Source organism: Sphingobacterium sp. LZ7M1 (assembly GCF_024296865.1).
Lineage (GTDB): Bacteria > Bacteroidota > Bacteroidia > Sphingobacteriales > Sphingobacteriaceae > Sphingobacterium.
The window spans coordinates 4,551,662-4,578,326 of sequence record NZ_CP101134.1 but is presented as its reverse complement, the minus strand read 5'-3'; the positions used below and the strand labels follow the sequence as shown (position 1 = coordinate 4,578,326).

Here is a 26,665-nt window from a genome sequence, read left to right as displayed (position 1 = left end):
TTTGGGTTTTATTTGAATGATACATCTATGGTTTCATTCTGTTCCCAATTTGCCCGTATCGTAAATGTTCGATCTAAATACCAGATGGGTTCTGCCTGTCTTTTTTGATAGACATCGCCAGCATCCCATTTACCATTTTTATTGCTATCCTCAATCAGCCTTATGCTGTATTTACCGCCTGGATATTTAATATATCGTAAGACATGGTCGGGTGGGAGAGGGCGTTTATCAAATAGTTTTTCCTTGCTTTCATCGATCAGTTCCACCAAATAATCTGTATTATCCTTCAGACCTGTGAAGGTTAGGTTGATGTCGCCGTAATTCTCGGTTTCATTCAGGGTAAACTGCGATTTGAATTCCTTATTTGTCTCGTCGAATGGACCTAAAATGGCACCTTCCTCCAGCACCAATTCGTAGTTCTTGTTAGGTCTCCAATTAAATCGGATGTGGTACATTTCGCGGTTTACCGAATCTTGTTGTAATTGGAAATTTCTACGTGAAACAGAATCTTCCTTGATCAGTACCTTATTTTTATCAATGGATGCAATTGGGTAGTCCGAGCTCAATTCTATGTGTTTTACGCGATCTACCTTATTGCTGATATTTAATTTTGGAACAATGCTATTGTCTACTTTTATGTTTCTAGCTTTTCTAAGGTCAATAGTGTCCAAAGGAATATTTCTTTCGCTTACTTCCAATTTCAGGGAATCAAATTCCAAATTTTCTAGATAGATATTACCGGTATCTTGGGTAGGTTTAAATCTTACCATCTTATTGGCATCCAGTTCATTAGGTGATAATATCCTAATATTACCCTCCTCCAGAGGCCTGTTAAAGGTCAATAGGACCGAACCATTATTATCTACTTTTTTCTCTAAGTTCCTGAAAACCTGCGCAGTACCCTTTGTATATTCTAGCTGTATGCCCGAGACATTCTGGTTCAGAAAAATACTGTCCTGCTGAAAGCCGATCCATTCATCATTACCGTTATAGATCTTATCGTTGTTCATATCCTTCAGTGCATATACCCTATAGGTATCTTCACGCAGGTTGCTGAACTTGAAATTTCCAGATGAGTCGACTGTTGTATAATAGGAAGCTTTTCTTTTTCCAAAAATGGTGTCTCGGCTGCTTGGGATCAGGATGGCGATGACTTCCTTGTCTTTTTCCAGATTGAAGTCTTTGGTATAACCATTCTTGACCTGTCCGGAGATACTTAGGGAATCGAGTTCATCCCCTGTCGCAAAAACGTAATTATAATTGATGAACGGATTACCTTCATTGAAGTCGACCAGACCTTTTCCAAAGTTAATGGTGTAGGTGGTGTTGGCTTCCAACGAATCCGGAAGTTCGATGATGAATCTTTTTTTCCTAACCTTATAGATGGGTTGAGTTTCGACATCTGGGGAAATGTTAAATTCTTTTCCTGGATTTACCGTTTTGATAAATTCATCGAAGGTCATCTCGATCACTTTCTCTTTGAAATTTTTCGAGAGGTTAGGAGGGGTTACCCCCAACAGTTTTGGAGGTAAAGAATCTTTTGGGCCTCCGGTAGGTTTTTGCATGTTGGCACATTGCACAAAACTCAATGCCAAGATCGTAGCAAGACCTAAAAAGATTAGATTTTTAAATAAAGCTATTTTTAGTTGATTTAACGGATTTTTATCTTTTTTGGATACCTGAGTCATAAAATTTAAAATAATGTCTTAAATCGCTTTATTTACGTTCGTTATTTTATTGATGTAATATACTGATATTCAGTTAATTAACTCATATGTACCATTAAAACACTGATATCGGCCGGAGATACACCTGAAATTCTTGAAGCTTGACCTAAAGTTCTTGGTTTTACTTTCAAGAGTTTTTGGCGGGCTTCAATAGACAGTGAAGTTAATGAATTATAGTCAAAATCAGGATTGATTTCTTTGTCTTCCATTTTCTTCATCTTGCTTACTATCTCCATTTCCTTTTCAAAGTAACTATCGTATTTCACTTTGATCTCCGCCTGTTCGATGGTGTCGGCGTCAAAGTTTGCAATGTAATTTGCAAAGTCCTTATCGGCTTTGATGAGGTCTTCGATTTCAACTTGTGGTCTGCTCAAGATTCCGAAGAGTCTAGATTTTTGTGCAATCGGACTTGAACCTTTTTCTTCCAGGATCGGGTTCATCTCTGAAGTTCCGATAGAATTATTTTTTAGGTAGTCAACGATGTCATCGGAATTCTTGATTTTAGCATTGACCTTTTCAAGTCTCTCATCCGATACTAATCCTAATTTATGTGCCATTGGTGTCAAGCGGATATCGGCATTATCTTGTCTGAGCAGGAGTCTATGTTCAGCTCTTGAGGTGAACATTCTATATGGTTCATCTGTTCCCTTTGTTACCAAGTCATCGATCAAAACTCCGATATAGGATTCCGATCTTTTTAGGATCAGTTCGTGCTGATCGTTTATTCTTTGGTGTGCATTGATCCCTGCCACGAATCCTTGTGCAGCCGCTTCTTCGTAGCCGGTAGTTCCATTGATTTGGCCAGCAAAGAAAAGGTGTTTTACGGACAGTGTTTCTAGGGTCAAGTCTAACTGCATAGGAGGGAAGTAGTCATACTCGATGGCGTATCCCGGTCTATACATTTTTGCATTTTCAAATCCTGGGATCAATTGCAATGCTTTCAGTTGTACATCTTCTGGGAGAGAGGTCGAAAAACCGTTGACATAGATTTCTACGGTCTTGAATCCTTCAGGTTCTACGAAGATCTGGTGTCTTTCACGTTCTGCAAATCTGTTGATTTTATCTTCGATGGAAGGGCAGTATCGTGGGCCGAGACCTTTGATCCTTCCGGTGAACATCGGAGATTTTTCGAATCCTGTTTTTAAGATTTCATGTACTGCTGAGTTGGTATAAGTGATCCAACAACATCTTTGTTCCTGTGGAATTTCTACATCGGTATAGGAAAATCTTCCACGTGAATCATCTCCCCATTGTTCTTCCATCAGGGAGTAGTTTAAACTTCTTCCGTCCACACGTGGGGGAGTTCCAGTTTTCATCCTTCCTGATTCGAAACCTAGGGAGACCAATTGTTCGGTCAGTCCCGTTGCTGCTTTTTCACCGGTACGGCCACCGCCAAATTTCTTCTCGCCCACATGAATGACACCATTTAGAAACGTACCATTTGTCAGGACGACTGCATCTGCATTGATGCGGATGCCCATTGAGGTGACTACACCTTTTGCTCTTCCATTTTCTACGATGACTTCTTTGACGGTATCTTGCCACATATCCAGATTGGGAATGGACTCCAGTGTCAGGCGCCATTCCTCCGCAAATCTCATTCTGTCGTTTTGGGTTCTTGGGCTCCACATCGCTGGACCTTTTGATTTGTTCAGCATGCGGAATTGGATGGTGGACTTATCGGCGATGATTCCGGTGTATCCGCCCATGGCATCGATCTCGCGGACGATCTGTCCTTTTGCCACTCCGCCGATGGCGGGGTTACAGCTCATCTGGGCAATGACACCCATGTTCATCGTGATGAGTAAAACCGATGAACCTAAATTGGCAGCTGCTGCTGCCGCCTCACATCCGGCATGGCCGGCTCCAACTACAATAACATTATATTTATTAAACATATATCTTTCTCTAGTTTCACGTGAAACTCTTCCTCTGCTGATTTTAGTTTCACGTGGAACGCTATATAAACTCTGCTAGTTCCATCCATCTCTCGGTCTTCTCGTCGAGAGTGGTTTTTGTCAGGTCGATCTCCTCGGCTATCTTTTGGAGCTCTACGTGGTCGGTCGTTTTCGACAGGTCTTCGGTCAGGTCGTTGATCTTGTTTTCCAGGTCGGCGATTTCTGTTTCCAGTCCTTCGAATTCTTTTTGCTCCTTGAAGCTCAGCTTCTGTTTCTTCTCTTCTGCCTTTGGCTTTTCAATTTTCTTTTCTGGTTTCTTGTTCAGCTCTTCCTGTTCCAATTTGAAGTCGGCATAGTTACCATTATAGATTACGATGTCGCCATTGCCAGGAAAGATGAAGAGCTGTTCGGTCAACTTGTCGATCAAGTAACGGTCGTGTGAAACCAACACCAAAACACCCGGGTAATTTTCCAGGAATTCCTCCAGTACATTTAGGGTGTCGATGTCCAGGTCATTGGAAGGCTCATCCAGAATCAAGAAGTTTGGGTTCGCCATCAGGACACGCATCAACTGCAATCTCTTCTTTTCACCTCCACTCAATTTGCTGACAAATCCAAATTGTTTTTCGGGAGGGAAGAGAAATTTTGTCAATAGTTGGGAAGCCGTAATGACTTCTCCGTTTTTCATTTCTATATAATCCGCAACATTCTTTACAATGTCCAGTACTCTTTCGTCCGATTTAAAGGATAGACCTTCCTGTTTGTAATATCCATATTTGGTTGTCTCCCCGACAGAAAGTTTTCCTTCGGTCGGTTGGATACTGCCGGTAATCAAATTGAGGAAAGTGGTCTTGCCGCTACCGTTCTTTCCGGCCAAACCAATTCGGTCTGCCTTCTTGAAAGTATAGGAGAAAGGGGAGAGGATCTTCTTGTTCGGAACGGAGAAACCTGCACCTTCAATTTCCAGGATCTTGTTTCCCTGTCTTGAAATCTGCATGCTCAGTTCTACCTGGTCTTTCTTGCGAGGACCCTTGGATTTTTCCTCAAGATCGTAGAAAGATTCTATCCTGGCCTTTGCTTTTGTACCGCGGGCTTGGGGCTGTCTTCGCATCCAGTCCAATTCCTTTCGCCATAGGTTTCGGGCCTTGTCAGCTGCTAGGATCTCATTCGATTCCCGCTCGGCTTTCTTCTCTAAGAAGTATGCATAGTTTCCTTTATAGATATAGACCTGTCCTTTGTCAAGCTCACGGATCTCGGTACAGATATTATCTAAAAAGTAACGGTCGTGGGAAACAAGGAGGACGGTCTTGCTACCGGTGGTCAACAACTTTTCTAACCACTCAATGGTTTCAATATCCAAGTGGTTGGTCGGCTCATCCAGAATATAGATATCGGGTTCATCGATCAGGAGTTTGGCAAGAGCCAAACGTTTCTTCTGACCACCGCTCAAGGAGTCTATTCGTTGTTCGAAATTTGTTATCTGGAATCTGCTCAGGATGGTCTTGATGTTGTTTTCATATTCCCAAGCATTGAGCGCAGTCAGTTTTTCAGTGACATCAAGGAATTTTTTAGAGGTAACATCCTCATTATCAATTAATTCCTCATATTCCTTGATTAACTGTTGTTGTTCGTTGTCTGCGCTGAATATAAAGTCATTGATGGTCTTGAGGTCAGAGAAATCAGGATCTTGGGGGAGATAGCCTACCCTCAAACCCTTTTCTTTCACAACCTTACCTTTATTAGGAATGACAAGCTCTGCCAATATTTTCAATAAGGTTGATTTTCCTGTTCCGTTGATTCCCACCAATGCTACTCGATCTCCCTTCTGTAAGGCAAAATGAAGATCGGTAAAAAGCCATTTATCATTATAAGAATGGCTAACTTGTTCTGTGCTTAAAATACTCACCTGATATCTTGACGTAATTATCCAAGCACAAAATTATTAAATATTTGTTACTACTTAACTTTTAATATGAAAAGTATACAGTTAGTTGACCTAGATATCGGTCTAGTTGAGACGGTAGTTAGCGATTAGATTGAATCTTGGGATATGTACATGGAAGATAGAATTGTCCATTTCACGGATCATCTCATAATATCCTTCCATAAAGCCCATGTCACTTTTTAAATTACATCCTGAAACATATTGGTGCATTTCCCCCGGTGCGAGTATGGGCTGTTCCCCAACGACTCCATCACCATCAACCTGCTTGTTCAGGCCAATAGAATCATAAATATTCCAATGACGACGCACCAATTGAACGGTGTATTCACTCAGATTCTCAATGGTAATCCGGTAGGCGAACATGAAGTGCTCGTTTTCCGGATTTGAGTATTCTGATTGATACGTCGACTCAACCGAAATCTTAACTCCTGAAGTTGTTTGTGTTGTCATAGTCAACCAAATATATATATTCTGATCATTTACACAAAAATAACCTAATTATGCATTACCTAAATTACAATTAATAGACAAAAAATAATCATAAGTGTTTGAATTAAAGTAACAAACAAAATAGCTTTTTGAAAAAATGTAAGAAAAAATTTCACCATTGTAATTACATAAATAACGATGGAGTCTGTAAATCTGTATAAATTAATCAGCAAATGATTAGGTTTGTAGCATGGCAAAAGGCAATTTATATCTTCTACCTGTTCCCTTAGCTGAACACGCCGACCGCGCATCCTATACGCTGTTGCATCTGGACATCATCAATCATATCAAAGAATATGTGGTGGAGAACGAAAAAACGGCAAGAAAGTTCTTAAAGGAAGCGGGTTTGAAAATCCCTCAGAGTGAATTGATCATCCATGATTATGGAAAACATAGCCGAGAGAAGATTAACTATAATCTTGTTTTCAAGGCGGTGGAACAAGGATCTGATATCGGTCTTATGTCAGAAGCGGGCTGTCCGGGGGTTGCCGATCCAGGGGCAGATGTTGTTTTTGAAGCCCATAGAAGAGGGATTAAGGTCATTCCTTTGGTAGGACCGAGCTCGATCCTTTTGGGTTTGATGGCGTCGGGATTTAATGGACAGAATTTTAGTTTTAAAGGCTATCTCCCCATTGATAAAGGGGATAGATCAAAGGCAATCAAGGATCTGGAGTTTGTGAGCAATAAGGAAAGGAGTACCCAGATCTTTATCGAAACTCCATTCAGAAACAATCAAATGCTTTCGGAATTACTGAAATCACTTAAACCACAATCCCTTCTCTGTGTAGCCTGCAACGTAACGGGAAAGGATGAATACATCCGCACACAAAGTATTGCCGATTGGAAAAATACGACAGTAGATTTACACAAGAAGCCATGTATATTTTTATTATTTGCTCCATAAAATTGTATTTTTATAGTTCATGAAAAAACTTATCCTGATTTCCTTTCTATTCCTATGCTTCCCTTTTATCCATTTGAGGGCTCAAGAGGCGACCTATGTCTTGGTGCATGGGGCTTGGGGTGGATCCTGGCAGTTCAAGAATACGGCTGAGAGGTTGGAAAAATTAGGAGCTAATGTCTATCGGGTGAACCTGACTGGATTAGGGGAAAGATACCATCTTGCAAACCCGGAAGTGGATCTGAGCACACACATCAAAGATGTAATCAATACTATTTTATTTGAAAGATTGGATTCGGTGATTTTGATGGGCCATAGTTATGGAGGAATGGTGGTAACAGGGGTGGCAGACAGCATTCCTGAAAAGATCAAGAAAGTGTTATATCTGGATGCTTTTGTTCCTGAGGACGGCGAAAGTGTGGCTGCATATTTCAAGGATAATCCGTCGGGTTCATTGTTGAACAGTAAGGATGGTACCTATGTATATCCATCTTGGGTGAAGGACACGACCGAATTCCCTAGGGATGTTCCGCATCCTTTGGCTTCTTTAAAGGAGATCATCCAGCTCAAGAACCCCAAGAGACTGCAGATTCCATCAACCTATATCCTGACTTTCGAATCGTCGCAAGGAGGGGCAGAGAAGGATTCTTTCTACTTCTTTTCTACGAGGGCAAGAAAATACAATTGGAAGGTGATAGAGATGGAAGCGGACCATAACCCGCAAATACACAAGTTAGAAGATTTGGTCACGATATTAAATAATGAAAAATAGATGAACGACGTACTTTCTCCCGAATTGACAGCCGAAATCGAAAGAATCAGTATCTTTTTTGTAGTCGTTATCCTTATTATTTGGGCACTTTTTGCCAATACGGTGAGGAATACCTTGAAATTGATTTCCAAAGAAAACCAATGTATCCTGCCAAACCAAGCCTGGTTTTTGGTCGTTCCGTTTTTTAATATCTATTGGAACTTTGAAGTAGCCAGAAGGCTTTCCTATTCCCTAAACAATGAATTTTTTGACCGCAAGATAGCCGTAGAGGACAACCCTTCCTTAGGGGCTGGTATGACTTATGCTTGGTCATTTTTGATATATAATTTCCCTTTCCCTCTTTTTTGGAGGATACTGGGGATGATCGTTAGTTTCGTTTATTTCATCACCTATTGGTTTAAGATCAATCAATACCGTGTATTGTTGATGGAACACAACAAGTGGTTGGAAGCGGAAGCAGAGAAAAACAACAGAAATGAGAATTAAAGAGGTAATAGAACATCTGGAGGAATTAGCTCCATTAAATTATCAAGAAAGCTACGATAACTCGGGATTGATCGTTGGAGACCCCAATCAGGAGGTCAGCAAAGCCCTGATATCATTGGATTGCACCGAAGAGGTCGTTGATGATGCAATTGCCAAAGGCTGCAACCTGATTATTTCTCATCATCCTATCGTGTTTTCCGGACTGAAGAAGTTCACCGGAAGGAATTACGTGGAAAGAGTGGTAATCAAAGCGATCAAGAACAATATTGCTCTATATGCGATCCACACCAACCTAGATAATGTCGTTGGGGGTGTGAGCAGCAAGATGGCCGATAAACTTGGATTAGAAAACCAGGCTGTCCTTCGTCCAAAGGGAGGGCTGTTAAAGAAACTGGTCGTATATGTACCTAGGGCAAATGTTGAAGAAGTGAGACAGGCATTGTTTGATGCTGGCGCTGGCGCAATCGGTGATTATGATCAATGTAGCTATAATACAGCAGGTTATGGTACTTTTCGTCCATTAGAAGGAGCAAATCCTGCTATTGGTAAGGTAGGTGACCAGGAGCGCGTCGAAGAAACAAAGATTGAGGTCATCTATCCGGCTCAAGCGGAGCGGAAGATCTTGGTTTCCATGCTTGCCGCACATCCCTATGAGGAGGTTGCCCATCAAATCTTTAACATTGAGAACTCTTTTTCCTATGTAGGATCAGGAGTAATTGGAAATTTAGAGGAGCCCATGGAGGAGTCAGAATTCTTGGCTTTCCTAAAGGACCGAATGAAGCTGAACGTCATCAGGCACACGAAGACCTTGGGCAAGAAAATAAGCCGAGTAGCGGTTTGTGGTGGTGCTGGGGGCTTTTTGTTAGGAGACGCCAAGCGCTCGGGGGCAGATATCTTCATCACTGCCGATTATAAATACCATGAGTTTTTTGATGCAGAAGGCGAAATAATCATTGCAGATATCGGACATTTTGAGAGTGAGCAATTTACCCAAGAATTATTGTTAGATATAATTCAGAAAAAATTTGCTAACTTTGCTGTCCTATTGACGGAAATAGACACAAATCCAATAAAATACTACAGTTAATGGAACAAACCGTAGAACAAAAACTAAAAGCTTTATGGGCGTGGCAATCAATCGAAACACAGATTGACAAAATTCGCCAAGTACGTGGAGAACTACCTATCGAGGTAGCTGACCTTGAAGATGAAATCGCAGGTCTAGATACACGTATCGAAAAAATTCGTAATGAGCTGGACGAATTAGAAGATTCTATTGTGAAGCGCAAAAACATGATCAAAGATGCGCAGACAGCAATCAAAAAATACGAGACACAACTAAACGAAGTAAAAAATAACCGTGAATACGATGCAATTTCTAAAGAGATTGAAATCCAAGGGTTAGAGATTCAAGTTTGTGAGAAACGTATTCGTGAAGCTGAGTTCGAAATCAAAAACAAAACTGAGGCTTATGAAGCAACAGCGAAGAATGTAGATTTCAGCAAAGGTGAATTGGATGCTAAAAAACAAGAATTGGAAACAATTACGTCGGAGACTCAAAAAGACGAAGACAAATTGGTTACAGAAGTAGAGAAATCAGAGAAAAACATCGACGATCGTCTTCTTAAAGTGATCAAGAAATTACGTAAGTCCTTCCGTAACGGGTTGGCAGTGGTATCTATCGAGCGTGATAGCTGTTCAGGTTGTCATAACAAGATTCCACCTCAATTGCAATCGGAAATTCGCCAAAGAAAGAAAATCATTATCTGTGAACACTGCGGTAGGATTTTAGTTGACGAAGAAATTGCGTCTGAAGAAGCATAGTCCTTAAAAAACTATATAGTGAACGCCAGCACATTGTGCTGGCGTTTTTTATTGTCAAACAATTTATCCCACGGTCTTCGAAATATTTTATTGGCCAGAGACCATGGGCTCCAAATTATCCCTATTAATTCCTATTTTTATCCAACACACCAATTTATCACTATGCTGAAAAATGTTTTTTCCATTCTTGCATTAGCTGTCAGTCAAATCAGCTTTGCTCAAAATAGCAATGAGACCTTATTGTTGAGAAATCCAAGCATTAGCCAGAACCATATCAGTTTTGTTTATGGGGGCGACATCTGGATTGCCGATAAGAGCGGTCAGAATGCACGCAGACTTACCGTCAACCCTGCTGTAGAACAGAACCCAGTTTTTTCTCCAGACGGCTCCAAAATAGCTTTTACGGGAAACTATGATGGAAACACCGACGTATATGTAATTTCGATACAGGGCGGTGACCCACAGCGCGTCACGAGCCATCCTTCTGCAGACGTCCTAAGGGGTTGGTTATCCAACGATGAGGTTTACTTCACGACGCAACGCGAACTGAATTATTCACTTGGAGCAAGATTATACCGCAGTAAAATCAATGGTTCTGTAGATTATCCCTTGCTGATGCCAGAGGCAAATCAGGGATCTCCATCTGCTGATGGTAGGTATTGGGCCTATATCAAGAACGGGGATCCTACCGAGAGGGATCGCGTGGCATTTAAGCGTTATCGTGGTGGGGGTATGCCGTCGATTTGGATCTTCGATACCCAGAGCCATGATGTACAGGTCGTACCGGGCGAGAAATGCAATGACGTTAAACCTCTCTGGCTGGGCGACAAAGTTTTCTTCCTGTCGGACCGAGATAAGATTGTCAATGTTTTCAGTTATGATGTCAAATCAAAACAGGTAGAAAAATTAACCAATTTTACTGATTACGATGTTCGCACATTGCAGGGAAGGGGCAATGAATTGATCTTCGAACAGGCCGGCAAGCTGCACTTATTGAATACTACCAATAAATCAAGCAACCCGATTTCCATCAACATCAATGCCGATGCCTTATCCAAGCGAGGACATTATGTCGATATGAAAAAAGATATCCGAAATTTTGAAATATCCTCAACCGGACAAAGGGCACTTTTTGAATCAAGAGGAGAGATCTTCTCGGTGCCTAAGGAAAAAGGTGATGCCCGTAATATTTCAAGTTCGCCAGGGTCACATGAAAAGTATCCAGCATGGTCTCCAAACGGGAAATGGGTTTCTTATATTTCAGATAAGAACGGAAAATACGAACTGGTCCTACGTGATCAAAAGGGCATGGATGAACCCAATTATATCAGTTTAGGAGGCAGTAACTTCTATTTCCAACCGACCTGGTCGCCAGACAGCAAGAAATTGTTCTATACAGACTCCCACTTAAATCTCTATTATGTGGATATTGACTCTAAGAAAGTCACCAAAGTAGATGATGATTACCTAGGGTCCCATACCGGACGTAATTATAATTATTTCCAATCCAGCTGGTCACCAGATTCGAAATGGATAGCCTATATCAAGACCCTTAACAATGGTCAGAATGCGGTTTACATGTACAATCTGGATTCCAAGAAAACACAACAGGTTACCGACGGAATGAGTGAGGTTACCCAGCCAATCTTTACCAGAGATGGTAAATACCTGGTGTTCTCAGCGAGTACCAATGTGGGGTTAACCAATTCAGGTCTGCACATGACTGCTTATGACCGTGATACCGAATATTCGCCTTATGCTTTTATCCTATCCAGCGATTCCCCTTCCATCTTCAAGAATGAAAGCGATGAGGAAACCGTGAAATCGGAAGGTTCAAATGAAGAAAAGGACAAAGAAGACAAAAAGGACAGCAAAAAAGATAAAAAGGGTAGCTCCAAAAAAGAGGATTCCAAAGAAGAAGAATCCAAGGAAACTATCAAACCGATCAAGGTAGATTTTGAACAGATCAATAATCGCATCATTCCCCTTACCATTCCAAAAGGTTCTTATGCATTTGATGGATCGGTTGAAAACATGTTGATCTATAAACGAGGAAGCAACCTATATGCTTATGACCTGAAAAAACTTGAAGAGAAAACCATTGTAGAAAATGCAAACGGTTATTCGATCAGTAGCGATGGTAAGCAGATGATCTACAGCAACAAGGACGGGTATTACATCGTCGAGGCAGGAAAGAAGCCCGCTGGAGATGCAGGTAAGCTGAAATTGGACGATATCAAATTACGTGTTGAACCTTCACAAGAGTGGAACCAGATCTTTAATGAAGTATGGGCCATGCAAAAGGACTTCTTCTATGTAGAGAATATGCATGGTGCAGATTGGGCTGCCGTGAAGACGAAGTATGAAAAATTCCTTCCTTATGTCAATCACCGTTCCGACCTGAGCTATCTGTTGAACGAGATGTTAGGGGAGTTGGTTGTAGGCCACAGCTATATCTATCCAGGAGACGAGCCTAGCGCCCCATCTGTAAGCTCAGGTGTATTGGGAGCAGATTTTGTAATAGACAACAATCGTTATAAGATCAAGAAAATCTACAATAGAATGGATTGGAACCCATCATTCAAAGCCCCACTTGCCGAACCAGGTTTGGGTGTGAAAGAAGGTATGTACATTCTGGCCGTAAATGGAAAAGAATTGACTGCAGATATGGATATCTATAGCCTATTTGACTTCACCGTTGACAAACAGATTGGCCTGAAGGTAAATGATAAGCCTAGCTTAGCAGGAGCCAAAGACATTACCGTTAAGCCTATTTCATTTGGAAACGAGGTCGCTCTGAGACGTCAGTACTGGGTAGAAAACAACCGCAAAAAGGTGGATTCATTAAGCAATGGGCAGATTGCCTATGTCTACATGCCAAATACAGGCAGAGAAGGCTATGTGTCCTTCAACCGCTATTACTTCTCTCAAATGGACAAAAAAGCCCTGTTGCTGGATGAAAGAAATAACGGCGGAGGATCAGTGGCCGATTATGTCATCGATCTATTGTCGAGAGAATTGATTTCAGGCTGGGGAATCCGCGATGGTAAGAGCTTCACTACACCTGGAAACGGGATCTTTGGTCCAAAAGCTATGATCATCAACGAATTTGCCGGTTCAGGTGGTGATATGATGCCATATATGTTCAGGTTCAAAGGCCTAGGTAAGCTGGTCGGAAGGACCACCATGGGTATTTTGGTCGGTATTTCTGGCTATCCGCAGCTATTGGACGGCGGAATGGTTACTTCGCCAAACTTCGGAATCTTCGATCTTAACGGTAATTATATCATTGAAAACGAAGGTGTTGCTCCTGATGTTTTTGTAGAGCAGATGCCGAAAGAGCTTCTTCAGGGCAAGGACCCGCAATTGGAAAGAACTGTTCAGATCCTTTTAGAGGAGATGAAAACCTATCCGTATAAAGAGCTTAAAAAGCCTGCGGATCCAATCCGGGTAAATTAAAAAATAAAGGAAAGCCAGGGGGTAACTCGTGGCTTTCGTTCTTTTTACTGATTTAAAAGAGTATTTTTGAACATGTTAATAGAAATCTGGTCCGACATTATGTGTCCTTTCTGTTATATCGGAAAGCATCACTTTGAAAAAGCGCTTGATTCATTTATTTTTAAAAATGAGATTAAGGTAGAATATAAGAGTTATCAATTAGACCCTAACTATCATTATCAAGATGGCGATAGCACGTATTCCTACCTGAGCCGCTCTAAAGGCATGCCAATGGAGCAGGTCAAGGAGATGACCGGGAATGTGGAGCAAATGGCAAAAAATGCGGGAATCAACATTGATTTTGCAACAAATATTCCTGCCAATACTTTCAAAGCACATGAACTGATTCATTTTGCGGCTACCCAAGGTAAAGGTGCTGAAATGAAAGAACGCCTATTCCAGGCACATTTCTCCGGCGGGCTGAATATCGAAAAGGATGAGGTATTAGTATCCTTGGCAGAAGAAATCGGATTGGATAAGGAACAAGCCAAAGAGGCGCTGAACAGCGATCAATATGCTTATGAAGTCAAACAAGACCTTGCAGAGGCACAACAGATCGGTATTCGTGGCGTTCCATTTTTTCTTATTGACCGTAAATATGCGGTATCTGGCGCTCAACCGGTAGATGTTTTCGCTGAAGTTCTAGAAAAAAGCTTTTCAGAATGGAAAGAAAAAAATCCACCCATTATTTTCTTTAAAAGTGATGATTCTGCACCGAGCTGTACGGATGATAAATGCGATATTTAATCTGATATGAACAGCCAAATGTTTGAACCCAAAAAGAATTCAGCTTGGATGTCAATGATGATCCTTTTGGGATTAACATTTGCTTGCGCCTTTGCCGTTCAAGTCATAGTCATTGTTGGCATATTAATCAGTACAGGAGATATTAAAAGTATGCTGGAAGGCGGAGGCACCTCCATCTTTTCAGAAAACGTCTATGTCCTGTACACGATATTGGCGGCAAGTAGCATTTCTACCTTTTTATTGCCCTCCGTATTCCTACAGATTAGCGAGAAAAACCAATACCGGTATTTCCCATCTGAACCTTTCCAGCTTAAGAACTATCTAGTCCTTATTTTCTTGTTTCTGTTGGTCTGCAACCCCATGATGGAGCTGGTGAGCCGTTGGAACATGGACATGAAATTGCCGGATTTCTTAGAGAAGACGGAATTATGGATGCGTTCTCAAGAAGACCAAATGAAGGAATTGACGGTACAATTGGTCATGGTGGACAGTGTCGGTAAGTTGATGATGAACTTGCTGGTCATGGCGGTCATTCCGGCCATTGTGGAAGAATATTATTTTAGGGGCGCTTTGCAGAACATTTTAGTTAGGCTCTTTAAGAACGTACATGTGGCTATCTGGGTTACGGCGATTATCTTTTCTGCCATTCACGTGCAGTTTTATGGTTTTTTCCCGAGAATGTTATTGGGCTTGTTCTTTGGCTATGCTTTTGTGTGGTCCAAGAATATTTGGGTACCGATATTTGCCCACTTCCTGAACAATGCCTCGGTGACCATCATCGCATTTGTATATACGAGAAATGGAAAGACCTATGAAGACCTGCAAAATGCAGATCCGTATACCATCCCTTTTTATATCAGCAGCATCATTATAAGTGTTGCCATCGCTTTCTACTTTTATAAGATTTCGAACCAAAAAACTAAATCAAATGAACTCAAACTGGACTAAAATAAAAGTTTACAACCAAGCCTTTGAGGCTGAAATTGTAAAAAATATGCTTCTTGAAAACAATATTCCTGCTGTGGTATTAAACAAAAAGGACTCATCCTATCTATTTGGTGTGGTGGAACTGTATGTGGAGCATGAAAATGCAGACAAAGCAATGGAATTGATAGGTTCATTTGGAGACGAAGAGGAATAAATGAAAACAAGAGCTATTACAGGATTTTTCTTTGTGGTTGCATTGGTATGTGCCACGATTTTTAACCAATATGTTTTTGCCACATTCTTCAGCATTGTGGGTATCCTTTCAGCAAGGGAGTTTTTCACCATCTGTAAAACAGAGGAAACAAAACCCTTAATGGGCTTAGGGATATTGACGGCAACAGTGCTTGCAGCGCTGTCTTCTGCCTATTTCTTGGGCGTGTTGGAGCTGAAATACCTGATGTTGGCTTTGCCACTCTTCTCCCTGTTGTTTATTTCATCTTTATACCTAAAAAGAGAAAAACCCTTTCATGATATAGCCTATACCGTATTGGGAATTTGGTATGGCACAGTTCCATTTCTGTTTTTCATAGGACTGGGCTTCTTAAAGGGAGATTTCAATCCCTATATTCCTATGGGATTCCTGATCATACTATGGTCTAATGATACCGGCGCTTATCTTTCTGGAAGGGCATTAGGAAGAACAAAACTGTTTGAACGGATTTCCCCGAATAAAACCTGGGAAGGGTTCATCGGTGGGGTTATCCTGGCCATGGGGGTGGCCTACAGTTTGGAGCACTTCTTTGGAAGCTTGTCCAAAATAGAATGGATTGCCATTGCAGCCATCATCGGAATCTTTGGAACATTGGGCGACTTGGTCGAATCCATGCTGAAAAGAAGTCTTGGAATCAAGGATTCTGGACAGATATTACCCGGTCACGGCGGCTTTTTAGACCGTTTTGATGGGCTGTTGATTGCCGCACCTTTAGTCTACGTACTGCTTACTTTATTATAGAAGAACATGAAAATAGAAAAGTCAACCTTCGATTTTCTAAACGACCTGAAAGACAACAACAACAGGGAATGGTTTCAAGAGCACAAGCCTGAATATGAGGCCGCATTGAAAAATGTCACTGAGTTTATTGAGGGGATAATCATGAAGCTTTCTGAGCTTGATCCACATATCAACCAGGAGATATCTGCAAAGAAGTGCCTGTTCCGAATCTACAGGGATGTCAGGTTTTCGAAGAATAAAGATCCTTACAAATCATGGTTTGCCGCTGGGATATCTGTTGATGGCAGAAAATTAGCAGGACCAGAATATTATATACATATCGAACCAAACGGCACTTTCATTGCCGTAGGCTACTGGCGTCCCGAAAAGCACCATTTGGATGCAGTTAGGCAAGAAATTGACTATAATGCCGAAGAGCTATTCAAAGCTTTGGAAAAAGGGGGCTGGAAAACCGAGGATATGTCTGCTGAGGATAGGTTGCAGAGACCTCCGGCAGGATATGCCGTCGACAACGAGCATATAGAGCTCCTGAAGCACCGAAGCTTCATCTTGTCGACTAACCTGAGCAGAAAACAAATGGAATCGCCTAAAGCCTTAGATACGGTAATTGAGCATTATGCCAGTATGATTCCTTTCAAGGAATTCATCCATCAGGCAATCGATCAATAGGGTAGACTGATCTTACCCATGCAAACTGCAGGGGAATCCTTGATATTGGAAACAGATTGAGGATCTCCCGCCAAGGTTTCATTCGCCAAAACGGCAAACAAACAAGCTTCCTTTGCGTCAGGATCTAAACCAAGGGCCTCAAAAGATTCAACACTCTCAGGGAATTCCTCCTTTAACTGCTCCATCAGCAAGGGATTGTGCAATCCACCACCACTGACATATATCTTCAAGTTCTCCAGGCCTGTTGTGGCTTTTTGTATGCCTTTTACCATTGTTTTTGCCGAGAAACTGTTAAGGCTGGCCATAATATCCTCATGACTTAGTTGAGGAGAACCGATCTTTTCCAGGGCATTATCCAGGTAAGCCAGGTTAAACAATTCGGGACCTGTTGTTTTGGGGAAGTCAAGGTTCAAGAAGGGTTCGCTTTCCAGCTCATGCAGTAAATCCAAATTGGTCTGACCCTTTTTGGCCGTTCCAGCATCTTTATCCATCTCAACCCCGAAATGCTTCTCCATATATTGGTTCATCATCGTGTTTCCTGGGCCCAGATCTGTCGCATAGGCCTTTAGTCCTGAACCTAAAGCCGGAAGAAAAGTGAAATTGGAAATGCCGCCGATATTTAATAGGATGCGGTTTTCAGTTTCCGAAGAGAACAATAGGTAATCACCATAAGCCGCTAAAGGGGCTCCTTCGCCACCAGCAGCAAGGTGTTTTTGCCGAAAATCGGACAAGCAGATGATGCCAGTCCTTACCGCCATGTGGTCCCCATCGCCCAATTGCAGGGTACTGTTTGGCAAAGAACGATCATGGGTCAATGACTGCGGAGCATGAAATACCGTCTGCCCATGGCTAGCGATGGCATCAACTTCAGAAACCTCCATGTTCCATTTCTGGAGGGCCTCCAAAACCAAAGCTGCATGTACCTCCGCGATATAGGGATTAAGCCCACAAAGGATCTGTTGGTCAATGTTTCGTTGAGCAAATATCTTACGGACCCAAGTCCTGAATTCAGGCTTATAATCCATCGTTTCAAAGGCCAGAAGTTCAATTTTACTATGGTTTCCATTTCCTTGAATTTTGCATAGGGCAATATCCAGCCCATCCAAGGATGTTCCGGACATCAAACCGATGATCAGACGATGGTCTTTCTGCGCTATTTCAGCTAATTTGGCAATGCTAGGGTTCATAGGATAAAAATACAATAACTTTTGTATTCTCCTTTCTTAATCCTATTTTTGGAGAAATACAAATAGAAAAGACATGAATTTTCCTTCAGAATTAAAGTACACCAAAGATCACGAATGGGTTCGTGTAGAAGGTGATGAAGCAGTAATTGGTATTACGGACTTTGCTCAAAGAGAGCTTGGTGATATCGTATTTGTTGACATCAACACAGTGGGTGATGAGGTAGCAGCAAATGAAGTGTTTGGTTCAGTAGAGGCGGTTAAAACTGTTTCTGATCTATTTATGCCAGTTACTTCTACTGTATTATCAGTAAACGATGCAATCGATGCAAACCCAGAATTGGTTAACTCTGATCCTTACGGTGAAGGTTGGATCATCCGTGTTAAATTGAACAATGCTGCTGATGTAGACGGGTTGATGTCTGCAGATGACTACAAAGCTGAAGTTAACGCTTAATCTAGCAATAAAACATAAAAAAGGCCATTTAGCATTGCTAAATGGCCTTTTTTAATGATATTAATATCTTATTTAAGGACGGTCATCGTTATATCCGAAGTTACTTTTTGTCCTTCTACGTCCATTTGCATTTTGATGGTAGCCGATTTGGTAAACAAAGTTTCCGTGTCTGCAATATAGGTACTGCTCATTGTTCCGATTTTAGTATCTGAATCATTGAACATTTCACCGGTTGTCTCCACTTGGTATCCTTCTGCAGTTTTCCCAACATATTTATTGATCGCTTTGGTCTTGATTCCTTTGTTTGTCGACTCCGAGGTCCAAGTATCACCCGGTTTTACCGGTTTATCAGGGTAGGTGGTGGTCATGGCAAAGTTTTCAAAACTGCTATCCGTTCCTTCAACCCCTTCCATACTGATCATTTTTCCTTTGTCTGACGTAATAATGGTCATTTTTTTGCCTAGCAACTTTTCAAACTGAGCGGCCATGATTGCGGCCGTAGGGTCATCCGAAGGTTTTTCAGAATCATAGCTGATGGTCATCATCCCAGCATCCATATCCACCTTAATGGCGTCTGTGGTGTTTTCCATGGTATAGTTCGGACTTTCGTATTTAGACACATTTATGGTGCTTTTCATTACCATATCCATGATCATGCTCTGCTCTCCTTCAATATCCATTTTCATGTTGGTAACGGACTTAAATGGCTTGTTCAAAGGCATCTTCATAGTAAAATCAACTTCCTGAGCTTTAGAAACTAATGCTGCTGAAGTAAGTAGGAAAAGGATCAGTAATTTTTTCATTCTTTTGAATTTAGTTCTTTAAAAATACTATTTTTTTGCAGAACACAAAGTTTTCAGTGCAGAAACTCTATAACAAAAAGCCCCGGTATTTTCATACCAGGGCTTCCATTATCTTGTATTTCTTATTTTTTGATATAAGAAACTTCTTTTACCGCTTTAACCACTTTCGCAATACTTGGCAATGATGCCTCAACTAAAGTAGGTGCATATCCTAGAGGAACGTCAGCTGAAGTAACACGAATTACTGGAGCATCTAGGTAATCGAATGCATGTTTTTGAACGTGGAAAGTAATTTCAGAAGAAATTGAAGCCAAAGGCCAAGCTTCTTCTACGATTACTAAACGATTTGTTTTCTTAACAGATTCGATGATGGTAGCGAAGTCGATTGGACGTACCGAACGTAAGTCGATCAATTCCACACTTACACCGTCTTTCTCCAATTCCTCAACTGCTGGAATAACAACACGAGGAACCATCTTACCGAATGAAACTACAGTTACTGCAGTACCTTCTTTTACTACATTTGCTTTACCGATAGGCAAGTAGTATTCCTCTTCAGGAACCTCGCCTTTATCACCGTACATCTGCTCAGATTCCATGAAAATAACTGGATCTGGATCGATGATCGCTGATTTCAACAATCCTTTAGCGTCGTAAGGGTTTGAAGGAACAACCACTTTCAATCCTGGTGTATTCGCATACCAGTTTTCAAAGTTTTGAGAGTGCTGCGCACCTAATTGACCAGCATTACCGGTCGGACCTCTGAATACGATCGGACAAGAGAACTGACCACCACTCATTTGGTGGATCTTTGCCGCAGCGTTGATAACTTGGTCAATAGCAACCAGTGAGAAGTTGAAAGTCATGAATTCAATGATCGGCTTTAAACCGTTCATCGCCGCACCCACGCCGATACCTGCAAAACCAAGCTCAGCAATTGGAGTGTCAATAACACGTTTTGCACCAAACTCATCAAGCATACCTTGACTTACTTTATATGCACCATTATATTCAGCGACTTCCTCGCCCATTAAAAAGATTGTTTCGTCTTTACGCATTTCTTCGTTCATCGCTTCACGAAGCGCTTCTCTGAATTGTATTTCTCTCATCAGTATTACAGATAGTGAATTTTGTTTAGATACGCAAAAATACTATTATTTCTCGAATTTTCGTAGTGGCATTGTACTATTTTCGATGTAAATGGGTCTACACAATCGATTTACAAAAGGGGTTTTTGATCTTGTAGAGCAATTAGGAACCGCTGTAGCCAAGAATTCAGCTCATTTAGCGCCAAAGGGATGTTCCAATTTTCTACATTTCTCTTTTCCACTAGGTTGGAAATTGACCGTACTTGGACACAAGGAATCCTCAATTTATTCGCTGCATAGAAAAAAGCAGCACCTTCCATGCTTTCCAATATGTTCAAGCCATGCTCCTTTTTGATCCTGTCAATGCTGTTTTCAGATCCGTGGGACTTATTGACCGTAATGGCATCCACATAAGGGATTTCATAAAACTCGGCAGGCAAGGCTTGCTCGGGTAAGCTTTCTACAAAGATAGATTGGCCAAAGCCAAGGCTATCGATCGGGATAAAATCCTGATCATTCTCAGCTCCAAACTCAAAAACCTGGTCGGTCTTGATCTTCAGCATTGCCCCTAGTTTATGATAAGGGTTAAATGTTCCGGCAATACCCACGTTGATCAGCAGGTCATAGGATTTCCCCTGAAGGTATTGCCCCAAAGAAAAGGCCGTGGCGACCATACCAACGCCAGTTACCAAATAATCTGTCTTCGTTTCTATAAATGTGGGAATGGATGCGGCTATTTCTAGTTCCGTTGCTGCTACTACGAGAGTTTTCATATATGTGGCTCAAAGTACTAATTTACGGTAATTTACTTTATCTTTGTCATTATGATTTATATAACACGACGCGAACGCTTTAATGCTGCCCACAAGCTCTATCGTGAAGACTGGTCACTGGAGGAGAATGAGCGTGTTTTCGGTAATTGCTCAAACCCAAACTGGCACGGTCATAACTATGACTTATTTGTGACTGTTAAAGGCCTGGTCAATCCTGAAACAGGGTTTTTGATCGACCTGAAGTTGATGAAGGATATTATTATCAGAGAGGTTATTGACAAATTGGACCATAAGAACGTCAATCTGGATGTAGATTTCATGCAAGGAAAAATGGCATCTACCGAGGTGATTGCCATTGAAATATTCAATATCCTAAAGCCTTTCTTCGAAAAAGAGAAAGTGTTTTTGCATGCAGTCAGACTCCATGAAACCGAAAATAATTATGTCGAATACTTCGGCGAATAATTCACCTAAAAACCAATCTTAGAATGAGCAAATTTCAACAATTTGAAGAAGAAGAGCAGGACGGTTATTTAAAGATCGACCAATACAACGAAAAGAATGTTGAACGAATTGCAGAACATTATACAGATATTCTTCAAGCCCTGGGCGAAGACCCTAAGCGTGATGGATTGATCAAAACACCTGAACGTGTAGCAAAAGCCCTTCAGTTTTTAACCCATGGATATGATGTGGATGCTGCTGAGCTATTGCGCAGTGCAATGTTCGAAGAAGAGTACAGCCAAATGGTGGTTGTAAAAGATATAGAGGTCTATTCCATGTGTGAGCACCATATGCTTCCTTTCTTTGGAAAAGCCCATATTGCCTATATTCCTAACGGCCATATCGTAGGCTTGAGCAAGATTCCTCGTGTTGTGGATGTATTCGCTAGGAGATTACAGGTACAGGAAAGATTGACCAATGAAATCCGTGACTGTATCCAAGAGACCCTTAAGCCAGCGGGTGTTGCCGTTGTGATTGAGTGTAAACATATGTGCATGGCGATGCGCGGCGTGCAGAAACAGAACTCTGTAACCACCACTTCAGCATTTACCGGTGCCTTCCAAAACGATGTTACCCGATCTGAATTCCTGAGGTTAATTACCGCTTCTTTAGGATAAAAGAATAAATAAGATAAAATTAAGGCCTGGATTTACGGAATTCAGGCCTTTTATATGAACAAAAAAGGCATCCTATTTCCAATAATTTCCATTTAGGATAGGAGATTTTTTCACGATTTCAGCTTGACTTTACCTTGGTCTCATTCGAGACACATTCCGAATTTTCCGAATGTGTCTCGAATGAGACCAAGTCCATACCTAGAGCATATCCTTCATCCAAAAAAATTATCGAATGTCGTTGAGGAAGGGTTGAAACCCAAAATACAAAATGGTCAAAATAATGACGTAATTTAAATAAAAGTTTAAAAATTTCACTTTTTGTGACTTGCGTTTAAAGCCTTTAAATGCTGTTTGATACACTTACTGTTACGAACTAACACGCTGATAATCATCTGTTTGTAAAATATCTCTTGTTTGGATGCGGGGCTAATATTTATCTTTGCGCAGTATGTTTGAAGAGTCTAATCCATTAAACAGCTATCTGGAAGATACTACGGACGAGGAAAATTCGTTGTTAAAAAAGGTCAATAGAGAGACCTATCTGAAGGAGACCATGCCCCACATGTTATCGGGGCATTACCAAGGAAGAGTGCTGTCGATGATCAGCAAGATGGTACATCCGAGGTTGGCTTTGGAAATTGGAACTTTTACAGGATATGCTACCCTGTGTTTAGCAGAGGGATTGGAAGATGAGGGTGTTTTGCATAGCATTGATATCAATGAGGAGCAACAGGAGCGGGTTCAGTCTTATTTTGATGAATCGCCCTATGCAAGTCAGATCAAGTATCATATTGGCGATGCAGCGGAGGTGATCCCAAGTATTGAAGGGACTTTTGATCTGGTGTTCATTGATGCCGATAAAAAAAGGAACCTGTACTACTTCAATACATTGATCGACCGAGTGAGGCCTGGAGGTGTGATCTTAGTTGACAATGTGTTATGGAAAGGCAAGGTTTTTGATGAGAACCCCGACAAGCAAACACAGCAAGTAATCGAATTAAATCAAACCTTGGCAGAGGATAAACGGGTTGAAAAACTTATTCTGCCGATTAGAGATGGGCTTTTTGTGCTACGCAAAAAGTAGTGTTAAACTAAAACAAGTTTTATGCTAGAATATTGTAGAAAGATTTTTGTGATATGTATACTTATCACTCTTTCAACTTTAGGGCTTTATGCTCAAGATTATACGACGAAGTCGTACATTGAGAAACATAGTCCGGCAGCTCAAACGCTAATGCGTGAAACAGGGGTTCCGGCCTCTGTCATCTTAGCAGTAGCAATTCACGAAAGTGCCTATGGCAACAGTAGAATTGCACGCTATCTGAACAACCACTTTGGTATCAAAGGGAAGAACAACAGTAAAAAGATCCGTTCGGCTTATAAAGGATATGGTTCGGTGTTGGATTCTTACCGTGATTTTGTGGGACTTCTCCAAAGAAGAAAGGCTACGCAGCCCTTGTTCGACAAACACAATTCAGAAGACTATAAGGGATGGATTAAGGGAATCGCTAGATCTGGATATTCAGAGACCGGTGATTGGTCGAGAAAGGTAATCTCTACGATCGACACTTATGACCTTGAAAAGTACGACGAAAAAATAAATCTTAATTAAGCGAATTTGTCAGATAAGATGAAGAAGTTTTTATTGGCCAGTTTAATATTGGCCTTATTTTTTGTTTCCTGTGGAACTAAAAGAAACACTACACTGAAGAACCCAAACGGCAGACCGAACAGCTCCGCCAGTTCCAGCTCTTCATCATCTAGCAACAAAGGAACCTCAACAAGTGGTCTGGACTATATCGATCGCTACAAAGGGATCGCCATTGAGGAAATGAACAAATATGGTATTCCTGCCAGCATCAAATTGGCCCAAGCCCTGTTGGAGTCTGGAAACGGCAATAGCTATCTGGCGACCCGTGCCAACAACCACTTTGGAATCAAATGTGGCGGTACTTGGAACGGCAAGTCGGTAAACCGTCCTGATGACAGCAACAATGACTGTTTCAGGGTTTACAATGATCCGGAGCAATCTTTCCGTGATCACTCCCAATTTCTTCTCCGAAAACGCTATGAGAACCTTTTTACATTAAAAAAGGATGATTACAAAGGCTGGGCGAAGGGATTAAAGGCCGCAGGATATGCGACCAACCCTAGGTATCCAGAACTATTGATCGACCTGATCGAGCGATATAACCTGCAGCAATATGATCGTGCCGAAGCTCCGGTGGAGGTCATTGCCCGCGTGGAGAAAGTCGAAGAGGTAATCGAAGAAAAAGAAGTGGAAGAGCCTCAAGTTCCTGTTGAGGAAATCAAGAAACCGGTAGCCATGCTGATCTATGAGGTTAAGGCGACCGATACCATGTATTCCATTGCCCGAAAATATAATGTAACCGTGGAAACTATCAAACAATTGAATGGCCTGAGCAGCGATGCTGTAACGGTTGGACAGTTATTGGTCGTATCAAAATAGTTACAAGTCCCATTAAAAGATGTTAAATATTAGCAAGCTATTCTTCTAAGACGTAGTTTTATAGGAGTGAAAATTCTTGTCCGTATCTTTATTTTATGCTTTATGCTTTCTCCGGCTTTGCTCTATGCACAACAAAGTCTGGAGGGAATCGTATATGACAAGGAAAGCAAGCGAAGGCTCGGGGAAGTGCAAATTAGAAACCTAAACACACAGAAATACATTTATAATGATGCAAGAGGCGAGTTTAAGACGCCTGTACATGCTGGGGATGTCTTGGTCTTTAAGAAGATGGGTTACTTTAGCGATACGGTGGTTGTCAATAACCAGAGTGCGCTGATCATCAATTTGAAGGAGAATGTAGCCAATATTGAAACCGTTACGGTCATTGGTCGCAAGAACCCGGATGATGTTTTAAATGAGATAAAAAGAGATTATGGCAAGGCTTTTGAGTTAGCTAAGCCTGGCGATTTGTTTTCGGTGGGAATGACAGGAGCAGGATTGAATATTAATTCGCTCTATGGCATGATCAGCAAGGAGGGGAAGGACGCGAGGAGATTTACCCAGTTTATCGGGAAGCTCCATGAAGAAAACATTATAGACTTTAATTTTACACCGGAATTAGTACATAGTCTGGTGGGGTTGGAAGGTGATGACCTGAAGGCATTTATGCAGTTATTTAGGCCTACATACGAGTTTGTGTCTACCGCCAACTATTATCAGATGGTAAAATATATAAAAAGTAAATATGAAGTGTTCAAACTACACCCAAATTTACGACCTTTGCGAGAATTGCCAGATATTCAATTAGACGTAAAAAAAGAAAATTAACATGAATATAAAACTTTACCTATTACCTGTTTTCATTTTTATTTTCGGAATCAGTATGATTCAAGCACAGGATTTGCGCGATCTGCGTGTAAAGCCGGACAGCAGCATTTCGCCGGAAACGGATGGGAAAGCGCTAGGTATCAAAAATATCAATGTGCCGATCCCTAAGTTGGACCTACAGGTCAATTACTGGAAACATTGGACAAGGCTAGGGGTTAACTTTAACCAAGCGGCCTTTTCTGAAAACTGGAAACTGGGTGGTTTGAATTCATTTGCCATCGGTGGTATCCTTTGGCATAAATCGGAGTTCAACAGGAACAATTTCAACTTTGTTTCCGAGGTGGACCTGAAGTATGGTAAGGTAAAGAATGAGGGACAGTTGGCCAAGCCAAACAATGACCGTATTTTCTGGGATAATAAGTTGGCGTATAAGTTGACCAAATCATGGGCGGTCTATTTATCCCTAACCTATGAAACCCAATTTGATAATGCCTTCCATTATGCGATGCAAGATGGTGAAGAGGTCATTACCGGTTTGAAATCATCATTTATGGCACCTGGATATTTTACGGAATCATTCGGTTTGGAGTATAAGCCAGATGATACATTCTCATTGCGTTTCGGTACAGGTACGGCTAGACAGACCTTAATCTTGGATAACCGCTTGAAGCCTTATAATGCCTATGATTATTATCAGAAACATGGGAGATACTTCGACCCTAAAGACGTGACCAAAGGAACCGGACCAATGTTTGGGGTTGCCGAAGGAAAGAACTTTAACAATGAACTGGCTTTCCAGTTAACCGCAAACCTAGATAGGAACCTGACAAAAAACTTGCATTTAAAATCGCGTTACAACCTATTTGCAGACTACGAAGACATTACCGATCCAACCCATCGTTTGGACGCAACCTTAACGGCTAAAGTGACCTCATTGATCAATGTGGCATTGGGTGGTGTTATTTTGTATGATTCTGCATTGGACAGCAAGGTTCAGTGGAACCAGATGCTTTCCATGGGGGTAATGCTTAATTTACCAAAATAAG

Annotated in this window: 27 protein-coding genes; 19 read left to right on the top strand and 8 right to left on the bottom strand. The window is 41.3% G+C overall.

The annotated features are described in order from the left end of the window. Nucleotides 1-8: 8 nt before the first annotated feature. From NMK93_RS19630 to apaG, 4 genes are all read right to left on the bottom strand, one after another. Nucleotides 9-1,688: an Ig-like domain-containing domain gene (locus NMK93_RS19630; protein WP_254526756.1), complete on the bottom strand. Its 1,680-nt coding sequence runs from the start codon at nucleotides 1,686-1,688 to the stop codon at nucleotides 9-11. Between the two features lie 77 nt (nucleotides 1,689-1,765). Next, entirely contained in the window at nucleotides 1,766-3,625 is a 1,860-nt protein-coding gene (mnmG, locus tag NMK93_RS19625) for a tRNA uridine-5-carboxymethylaminomethyl(34) synthesis enzyme MnmG (protein WP_254526757.1), read from the bottom strand. A 61-nt stretch (nucleotides 3,626-3,686) separates the two neighbouring features. Further along, nucleotides 3,687-5,531 (bottom strand): ABC-F family ATP-binding cassette domain-containing protein, encoded by a 1,845-nt coding sequence (locus NMK93_RS19620; RefSeq protein WP_254526758.1) that lies wholly within the window; start codon nucleotides 5,529-5,531, stop codon nucleotides 3,687-3,689. A 102-nt stretch (nucleotides 5,532-5,633) separates the two neighbouring features. Beyond that, entirely contained in the window at nucleotides 5,634-6,020 is a 387-nt protein-coding gene (gene apaG, locus NMK93_RS19615) for a Co2+/Mg2+ efflux protein ApaG (protein ID WP_185212745.1), read from the bottom strand. A 229-nt stretch (nucleotides 6,021-6,249) separates the two neighbouring features. Between apaG and NMK93_RS19610 the strand changes: the two genes are divergently transcribed. The 11 genes from NMK93_RS19610 (at nucleotide 6,250) to NMK93_RS19560 (ending at nucleotide 16,895) form a co-directional block, all read left to right on the top strand. Further along, the gene (locus tag NMK93_RS19610) at nucleotides 6,250-6,963 is read left to right on the top strand and encodes an SAM-dependent methyltransferase (protein WP_254526759.1); all 714 of its coding nucleotides are present in this window, start codon (nucleotides 6,250-6,252) and stop codon (nucleotides 6,961-6,963) included. Between the two features lie 19 nt (nucleotides 6,964-6,982). Next, the gene (locus NMK93_RS19605; protein WP_254526760.1) at nucleotides 6,983-7,732 is read left to right on the top strand and encodes an alpha/beta fold hydrolase; all 750 of its coding nucleotides are present in this window, start codon (nucleotides 6,983-6,985) and stop codon (nucleotides 7,730-7,732) included. Then, complete coding sequence (locus tag NMK93_RS19600) at nucleotides 7,733-8,218, top strand: hypothetical protein (RefSeq protein ID WP_185212742.1); 486 nt, start codon at nucleotides 7,733-7,735, stop codon at nucleotides 8,216-8,218. After that, nucleotides 8,208-9,305: a Nif3-like dinuclear metal center hexameric protein gene (locus tag NMK93_RS19595; protein ID WP_254526761.1), complete on the top strand. Its 1,098-nt coding sequence runs from the start codon at nucleotides 8,208-8,210 to the stop codon at nucleotides 9,303-9,305. Before NMK93_RS19600 ends, NMK93_RS19595 begins: the two co-directional genes overlap by 11 nt. Next, complete coding sequence (locus NMK93_RS19590) at nucleotides 9,305-10,042, top strand: zinc ribbon domain-containing protein (RefSeq protein ID WP_093099925.1); 738 nt, start codon at nucleotides 9,305-9,307, stop codon at nucleotides 10,040-10,042. The genes NMK93_RS19595 and NMK93_RS19590 overlap by 1 nt, the downstream gene beginning before the upstream one ends. 162 nt (nucleotides 10,043-10,204) lie before the next feature. After that, on the top strand, nucleotides 10,205-13,501 hold the full coding sequence (locus NMK93_RS19585; RefSeq protein WP_254526762.1) for a S41 family peptidase: 3,297 nt from the start codon (nucleotides 10,205-10,207) through the stop codon (nucleotides 13,499-13,501). 72 nt (nucleotides 13,502-13,573) lie between these two features. Continuing rightward, the gene (locus NMK93_RS19580) at nucleotides 13,574-14,287 is read left to right on the top strand and encodes a DsbA family protein (RefSeq protein WP_254526935.1); all 714 of its coding nucleotides are present in this window, start codon (nucleotides 13,574-13,576) and stop codon (nucleotides 14,285-14,287) included. Between the two features lie 6 nt (nucleotides 14,288-14,293). Further along, nucleotides 14,294-15,235 carry a CPBP family intramembrane glutamic endopeptidase gene (locus tag NMK93_RS19575; RefSeq protein WP_254526763.1) on the top strand — a complete coding sequence of 314 codons (942 nt, stop codon included), beginning with the start codon at nucleotides 14,294-14,296 and terminating at the stop codon, nucleotides 15,233-15,235. Continuing rightward, the gene (locus tag NMK93_RS19570; protein ID WP_254526764.1) at nucleotides 15,216-15,428 is read left to right on the top strand and encodes a DUF2007 domain-containing protein; all 213 of its coding nucleotides are present in this window, start codon (nucleotides 15,216-15,218) and stop codon (nucleotides 15,426-15,428) included. Before NMK93_RS19575 ends, NMK93_RS19570 begins: the two co-directional genes overlap by 20 nt. After that, nucleotides 15,429-16,226 carry a phosphatidate cytidylyltransferase gene (locus NMK93_RS19565; protein WP_254526765.1) on the top strand — a complete coding sequence of 266 codons (798 nt, stop codon included), beginning with the start codon at nucleotides 15,429-15,431 and terminating at the stop codon, nucleotides 16,224-16,226. A 6-nt stretch (nucleotides 16,227-16,232) separates the two neighbouring features. Further along, the gene (locus NMK93_RS19560) at nucleotides 16,233-16,895 is read left to right on the top strand and encodes a DUF2461 domain-containing protein (RefSeq protein WP_254526766.1); all 663 of its coding nucleotides are present in this window, start codon (nucleotides 16,233-16,235) and stop codon (nucleotides 16,893-16,895) included. Here NMK93_RS19560 and NMK93_RS19555 read toward each other — a convergent pair. Then, on the bottom strand, nucleotides 16,889-18,082 hold the full coding sequence (locus NMK93_RS19555; protein WP_254526767.1) for an anhydro-N-acetylmuramic acid kinase: 1,194 nt from the start codon (nucleotides 18,080-18,082) through the stop codon (nucleotides 16,889-16,891). The two genes, NMK93_RS19560 and NMK93_RS19555, sit on opposite strands and share 7 nt — an antisense overlap. Before the next feature lie 73 nt (nucleotides 18,083-18,155). Between NMK93_RS19555 and gcvH the strand changes: the two genes are divergently transcribed. Beyond that, complete coding sequence (gene gcvH / locus NMK93_RS19550) at nucleotides 18,156-18,536, top strand: glycine cleavage system protein GcvH (RefSeq protein ID WP_093099913.1); 381 nt, start codon at nucleotides 18,156-18,158, stop codon at nucleotides 18,534-18,536. A gap of 68 nt (nucleotides 18,537-18,604) precedes the next feature. On the opposite strand, the gene NMK93_RS19545 is transcribed toward gcvH, so the two are convergent. The 3 genes from NMK93_RS19545 to mqnB form a co-directional block, all read right to left on the bottom strand. Next, nucleotides 18,605-19,339 (bottom strand): DUF6263 family protein, encoded by a 735-nt coding sequence (locus tag NMK93_RS19545; protein WP_254526768.1) that lies wholly within the window; start codon nucleotides 19,337-19,339, stop codon nucleotides 18,605-18,607. Nucleotides 19,340-19,461: 122 nt separating this feature from the next. Further along, entirely contained in the window at nucleotides 19,462-20,448 is a 987-nt protein-coding gene (locus tag NMK93_RS19540) for a pyruvate dehydrogenase complex E1 component subunit beta (RefSeq protein ID WP_093099909.1), read from the bottom strand. Nucleotides 20,449-20,558: 110 nt separating this feature from the next. After that, nucleotides 20,559-21,200: a futalosine hydrolase gene (gene mqnB, locus NMK93_RS19535; RefSeq protein ID WP_254526769.1), complete on the bottom strand. Its 642-nt coding sequence runs from the start codon at nucleotides 21,198-21,200 to the stop codon at nucleotides 20,559-20,561. 51 nt (nucleotides 21,201-21,251) lie between these two features. On the opposite strand from mqnB, the gene NMK93_RS19530 reads away from it, so the two are divergent. From NMK93_RS19530 to NMK93_RS19500, 7 genes are all read left to right on the top strand, one after another. Continuing rightward, a complete protein-coding gene (locus NMK93_RS19530) occupies nucleotides 21,252-21,665 on the top strand; it encodes a 6-carboxytetrahydropterin synthase (RefSeq protein ID WP_185212731.1) in 414 nt (137 codons plus the stop codon). A gap of 23 nt (nucleotides 21,666-21,688) precedes the next feature. After that, complete coding sequence (folE, locus tag NMK93_RS19525) at nucleotides 21,689-22,321, top strand: GTP cyclohydrolase I FolE (protein ID WP_185212730.1); 633 nt, start codon at nucleotides 21,689-21,691, stop codon at nucleotides 22,319-22,321. A 448-nt stretch (nucleotides 22,322-22,769) separates the two neighbouring features. Next, nucleotides 22,770-23,405, top strand: coding sequence for an O-methyltransferase (locus tag NMK93_RS19520; protein WP_185212729.1), 636 nt, complete (start codon nucleotides 22,770-22,772; stop codon nucleotides 23,403-23,405). Between the two features lie 21 nt (nucleotides 23,406-23,426). Further along, the gene (locus NMK93_RS19515) at nucleotides 23,427-23,933 is read left to right on the top strand and encodes a glycoside hydrolase family 73 protein (RefSeq protein ID WP_185218612.1); all 507 of its coding nucleotides are present in this window, start codon (nucleotides 23,427-23,429) and stop codon (nucleotides 23,931-23,933) included. 18 nt (nucleotides 23,934-23,951) lie between these two features. Then, nucleotides 23,952-24,791 (top strand): glucosaminidase domain-containing protein, encoded by an 840-nt coding sequence (locus NMK93_RS19510; RefSeq protein ID WP_185212727.1) that lies wholly within the window; start codon nucleotides 23,952-23,954, stop codon nucleotides 24,789-24,791. 66 nt (nucleotides 24,792-24,857) lie between these two features. Continuing rightward, the gene (locus NMK93_RS19505) at nucleotides 24,858-25,619 is read left to right on the top strand and encodes a carboxypeptidase-like regulatory domain-containing protein (RefSeq protein ID WP_254526770.1); all 762 of its coding nucleotides are present in this window, start codon (nucleotides 24,858-24,860) and stop codon (nucleotides 25,617-25,619) included. A 1-nt stretch (nucleotide 25,620) separates the two neighbouring features. After that, a complete protein-coding gene (locus tag NMK93_RS19500) occupies nucleotides 25,621-26,664 on the top strand; it encodes a DUF3078 domain-containing protein (protein ID WP_254526771.1) in 1,044 nt (347 codons plus the stop codon). Nucleotide 26,665: the final 1 nt, after the last annotated feature.

What these genes read in the sequence shown, in the direction of transcription:
- gcvH (WP_093099913.1), top strand. Translation starts at nt 18,156, where the DNA reads ATGAATTTTCCTTCAGAATTAAAGTACACCAAAGATCACGAATGGGTT.
- NMK93_RS19530 (WP_185212731.1), top strand. Translation starts at nt 21,252, where the DNA reads ATGATTTATATAACACGACGCGAACGCTTTAATGCTGCCCACAAGCTC.
- NMK93_RS19510 (WP_185212727.1), top strand. Translation starts at nt 23,952, where the DNA reads ATGAAGAAGTTTTTATTGGCCAGTTTAATATTGGCCTTATTTTTTGTT.
- mnmG (WP_254526757.1), bottom strand. Translation starts at nt 3,625, where the DNA reads ATGTTTAATAAATATAATGTTATTGTAGTTGGAGCCGGCCATGCCGGA.
- NMK93_RS19555 (WP_254526767.1), bottom strand. Translation starts at nt 18,082, where the DNA reads ATGAACCCTAGCATTGCCAAATTAGCTGAAATAGCGCAGAAAGACCAT.
- NMK93_RS19590 (WP_093099925.1), top strand. Translation starts at nt 9,305, where the DNA reads ATGGAACAAACCGTAGAACAAAAACTAAAAGCTTTATGGGCGTGGCAA.
- NMK93_RS19570 (WP_254526764.1), top strand. Translation starts at nt 15,216, where the DNA reads ATGAACTCAAACTGGACTAAAATAAAAGTTTACAACCAAGCCTTTGAG.
- NMK93_RS19595 (WP_254526761.1), top strand. Translation starts at nt 8,208, where the DNA reads ATGAGAATTAAAGAGGTAATAGAACATCTGGAGGAATTAGCTCCATTA.
- NMK93_RS19580 (WP_254526935.1), top strand. Translation starts at nt 13,574, where the DNA reads ATGTTAATAGAAATCTGGTCCGACATTATGTGTCCTTTCTGTTATATC.
- NMK93_RS19605 (WP_254526760.1), top strand. Translation starts at nt 6,983, where the DNA reads ATGAAAAAACTTATCCTGATTTCCTTTCTATTCCTATGCTTCCCTTTT.
- apaG (WP_185212745.1), bottom strand. Translation starts at nt 6,020, where the DNA reads ATGACAACACAAACAACTTCAGGAGTTAAGATTTCGGTTGAGTCGACG.
- folE (WP_185212730.1), top strand. Translation starts at nt 21,689, where the DNA reads ATGAGCAAATTTCAACAATTTGAAGAAGAAGAGCAGGACGGTTATTTA.
- NMK93_RS19630 (WP_254526756.1), bottom strand. Translation starts at nt 1,688, where the DNA reads ATGACTCAGGTATCCAAAAAAGATAAAAATCCGTTAAATCAACTAAAA.
- NMK93_RS19600 (WP_185212742.1), top strand. Translation starts at nt 7,733, where the DNA reads ATGAACGACGTACTTTCTCCCGAATTGACAGCCGAAATCGAAAGAATC.
- NMK93_RS19545 (WP_254526768.1), bottom strand. Translation starts at nt 19,339, where the DNA reads ATGAAAAAATTACTGATCCTTTTCCTACTTACTTCAGCAGCATTAGTT.
- NMK93_RS19565 (WP_254526765.1), top strand. Translation starts at nt 15,429, where the DNA reads ATGAAAACAAGAGCTATTACAGGATTTTTCTTTGTGGTTGCATTGGTA.
- NMK93_RS19560 (WP_254526766.1), top strand. Translation starts at nt 16,233, where the DNA reads ATGAAAATAGAAAAGTCAACCTTCGATTTTCTAAACGACCTGAAAGAC.
- NMK93_RS19585 (WP_254526762.1), top strand. Translation starts at nt 10,205, where the DNA reads ATGCTGAAAAATGTTTTTTCCATTCTTGCATTAGCTGTCAGTCAAATC.
- NMK93_RS19515 (WP_185218612.1), top strand. Translation starts at nt 23,427, where the DNA reads ATGCTAGAATATTGTAGAAAGATTTTTGTGATATGTATACTTATCACT.
- NMK93_RS19575 (WP_254526763.1), top strand. Translation starts at nt 14,294, where the DNA reads ATGAACAGCCAAATGTTTGAACCCAAAAAGAATTCAGCTTGGATGTCA.
- NMK93_RS19520 (WP_185212729.1), top strand. Translation starts at nt 22,770, where the DNA reads ATGTTTGAAGAGTCTAATCCATTAAACAGCTATCTGGAAGATACTACG.
- NMK93_RS19610 (WP_254526759.1), top strand. Translation starts at nt 6,250, where the DNA reads ATGGCAAAAGGCAATTTATATCTTCTACCTGTTCCCTTAGCTGAACAC.
- mqnB (WP_254526769.1), bottom strand. Translation starts at nt 21,200, where the DNA reads ATGAAAACTCTCGTAGTAGCAGCAACGGAACTAGAAATAGCCGCATCC.
- NMK93_RS19500 (WP_254526771.1), top strand. Translation starts at nt 25,621, where the DNA reads ATGAATATAAAACTTTACCTATTACCTGTTTTCATTTTTATTTTCGGA.
- NMK93_RS19540 (WP_093099909.1), bottom strand. Translation starts at nt 20,448, where the DNA reads ATGAGAGAAATACAATTCAGAGAAGCGCTTCGTGAAGCGATGAACGAA.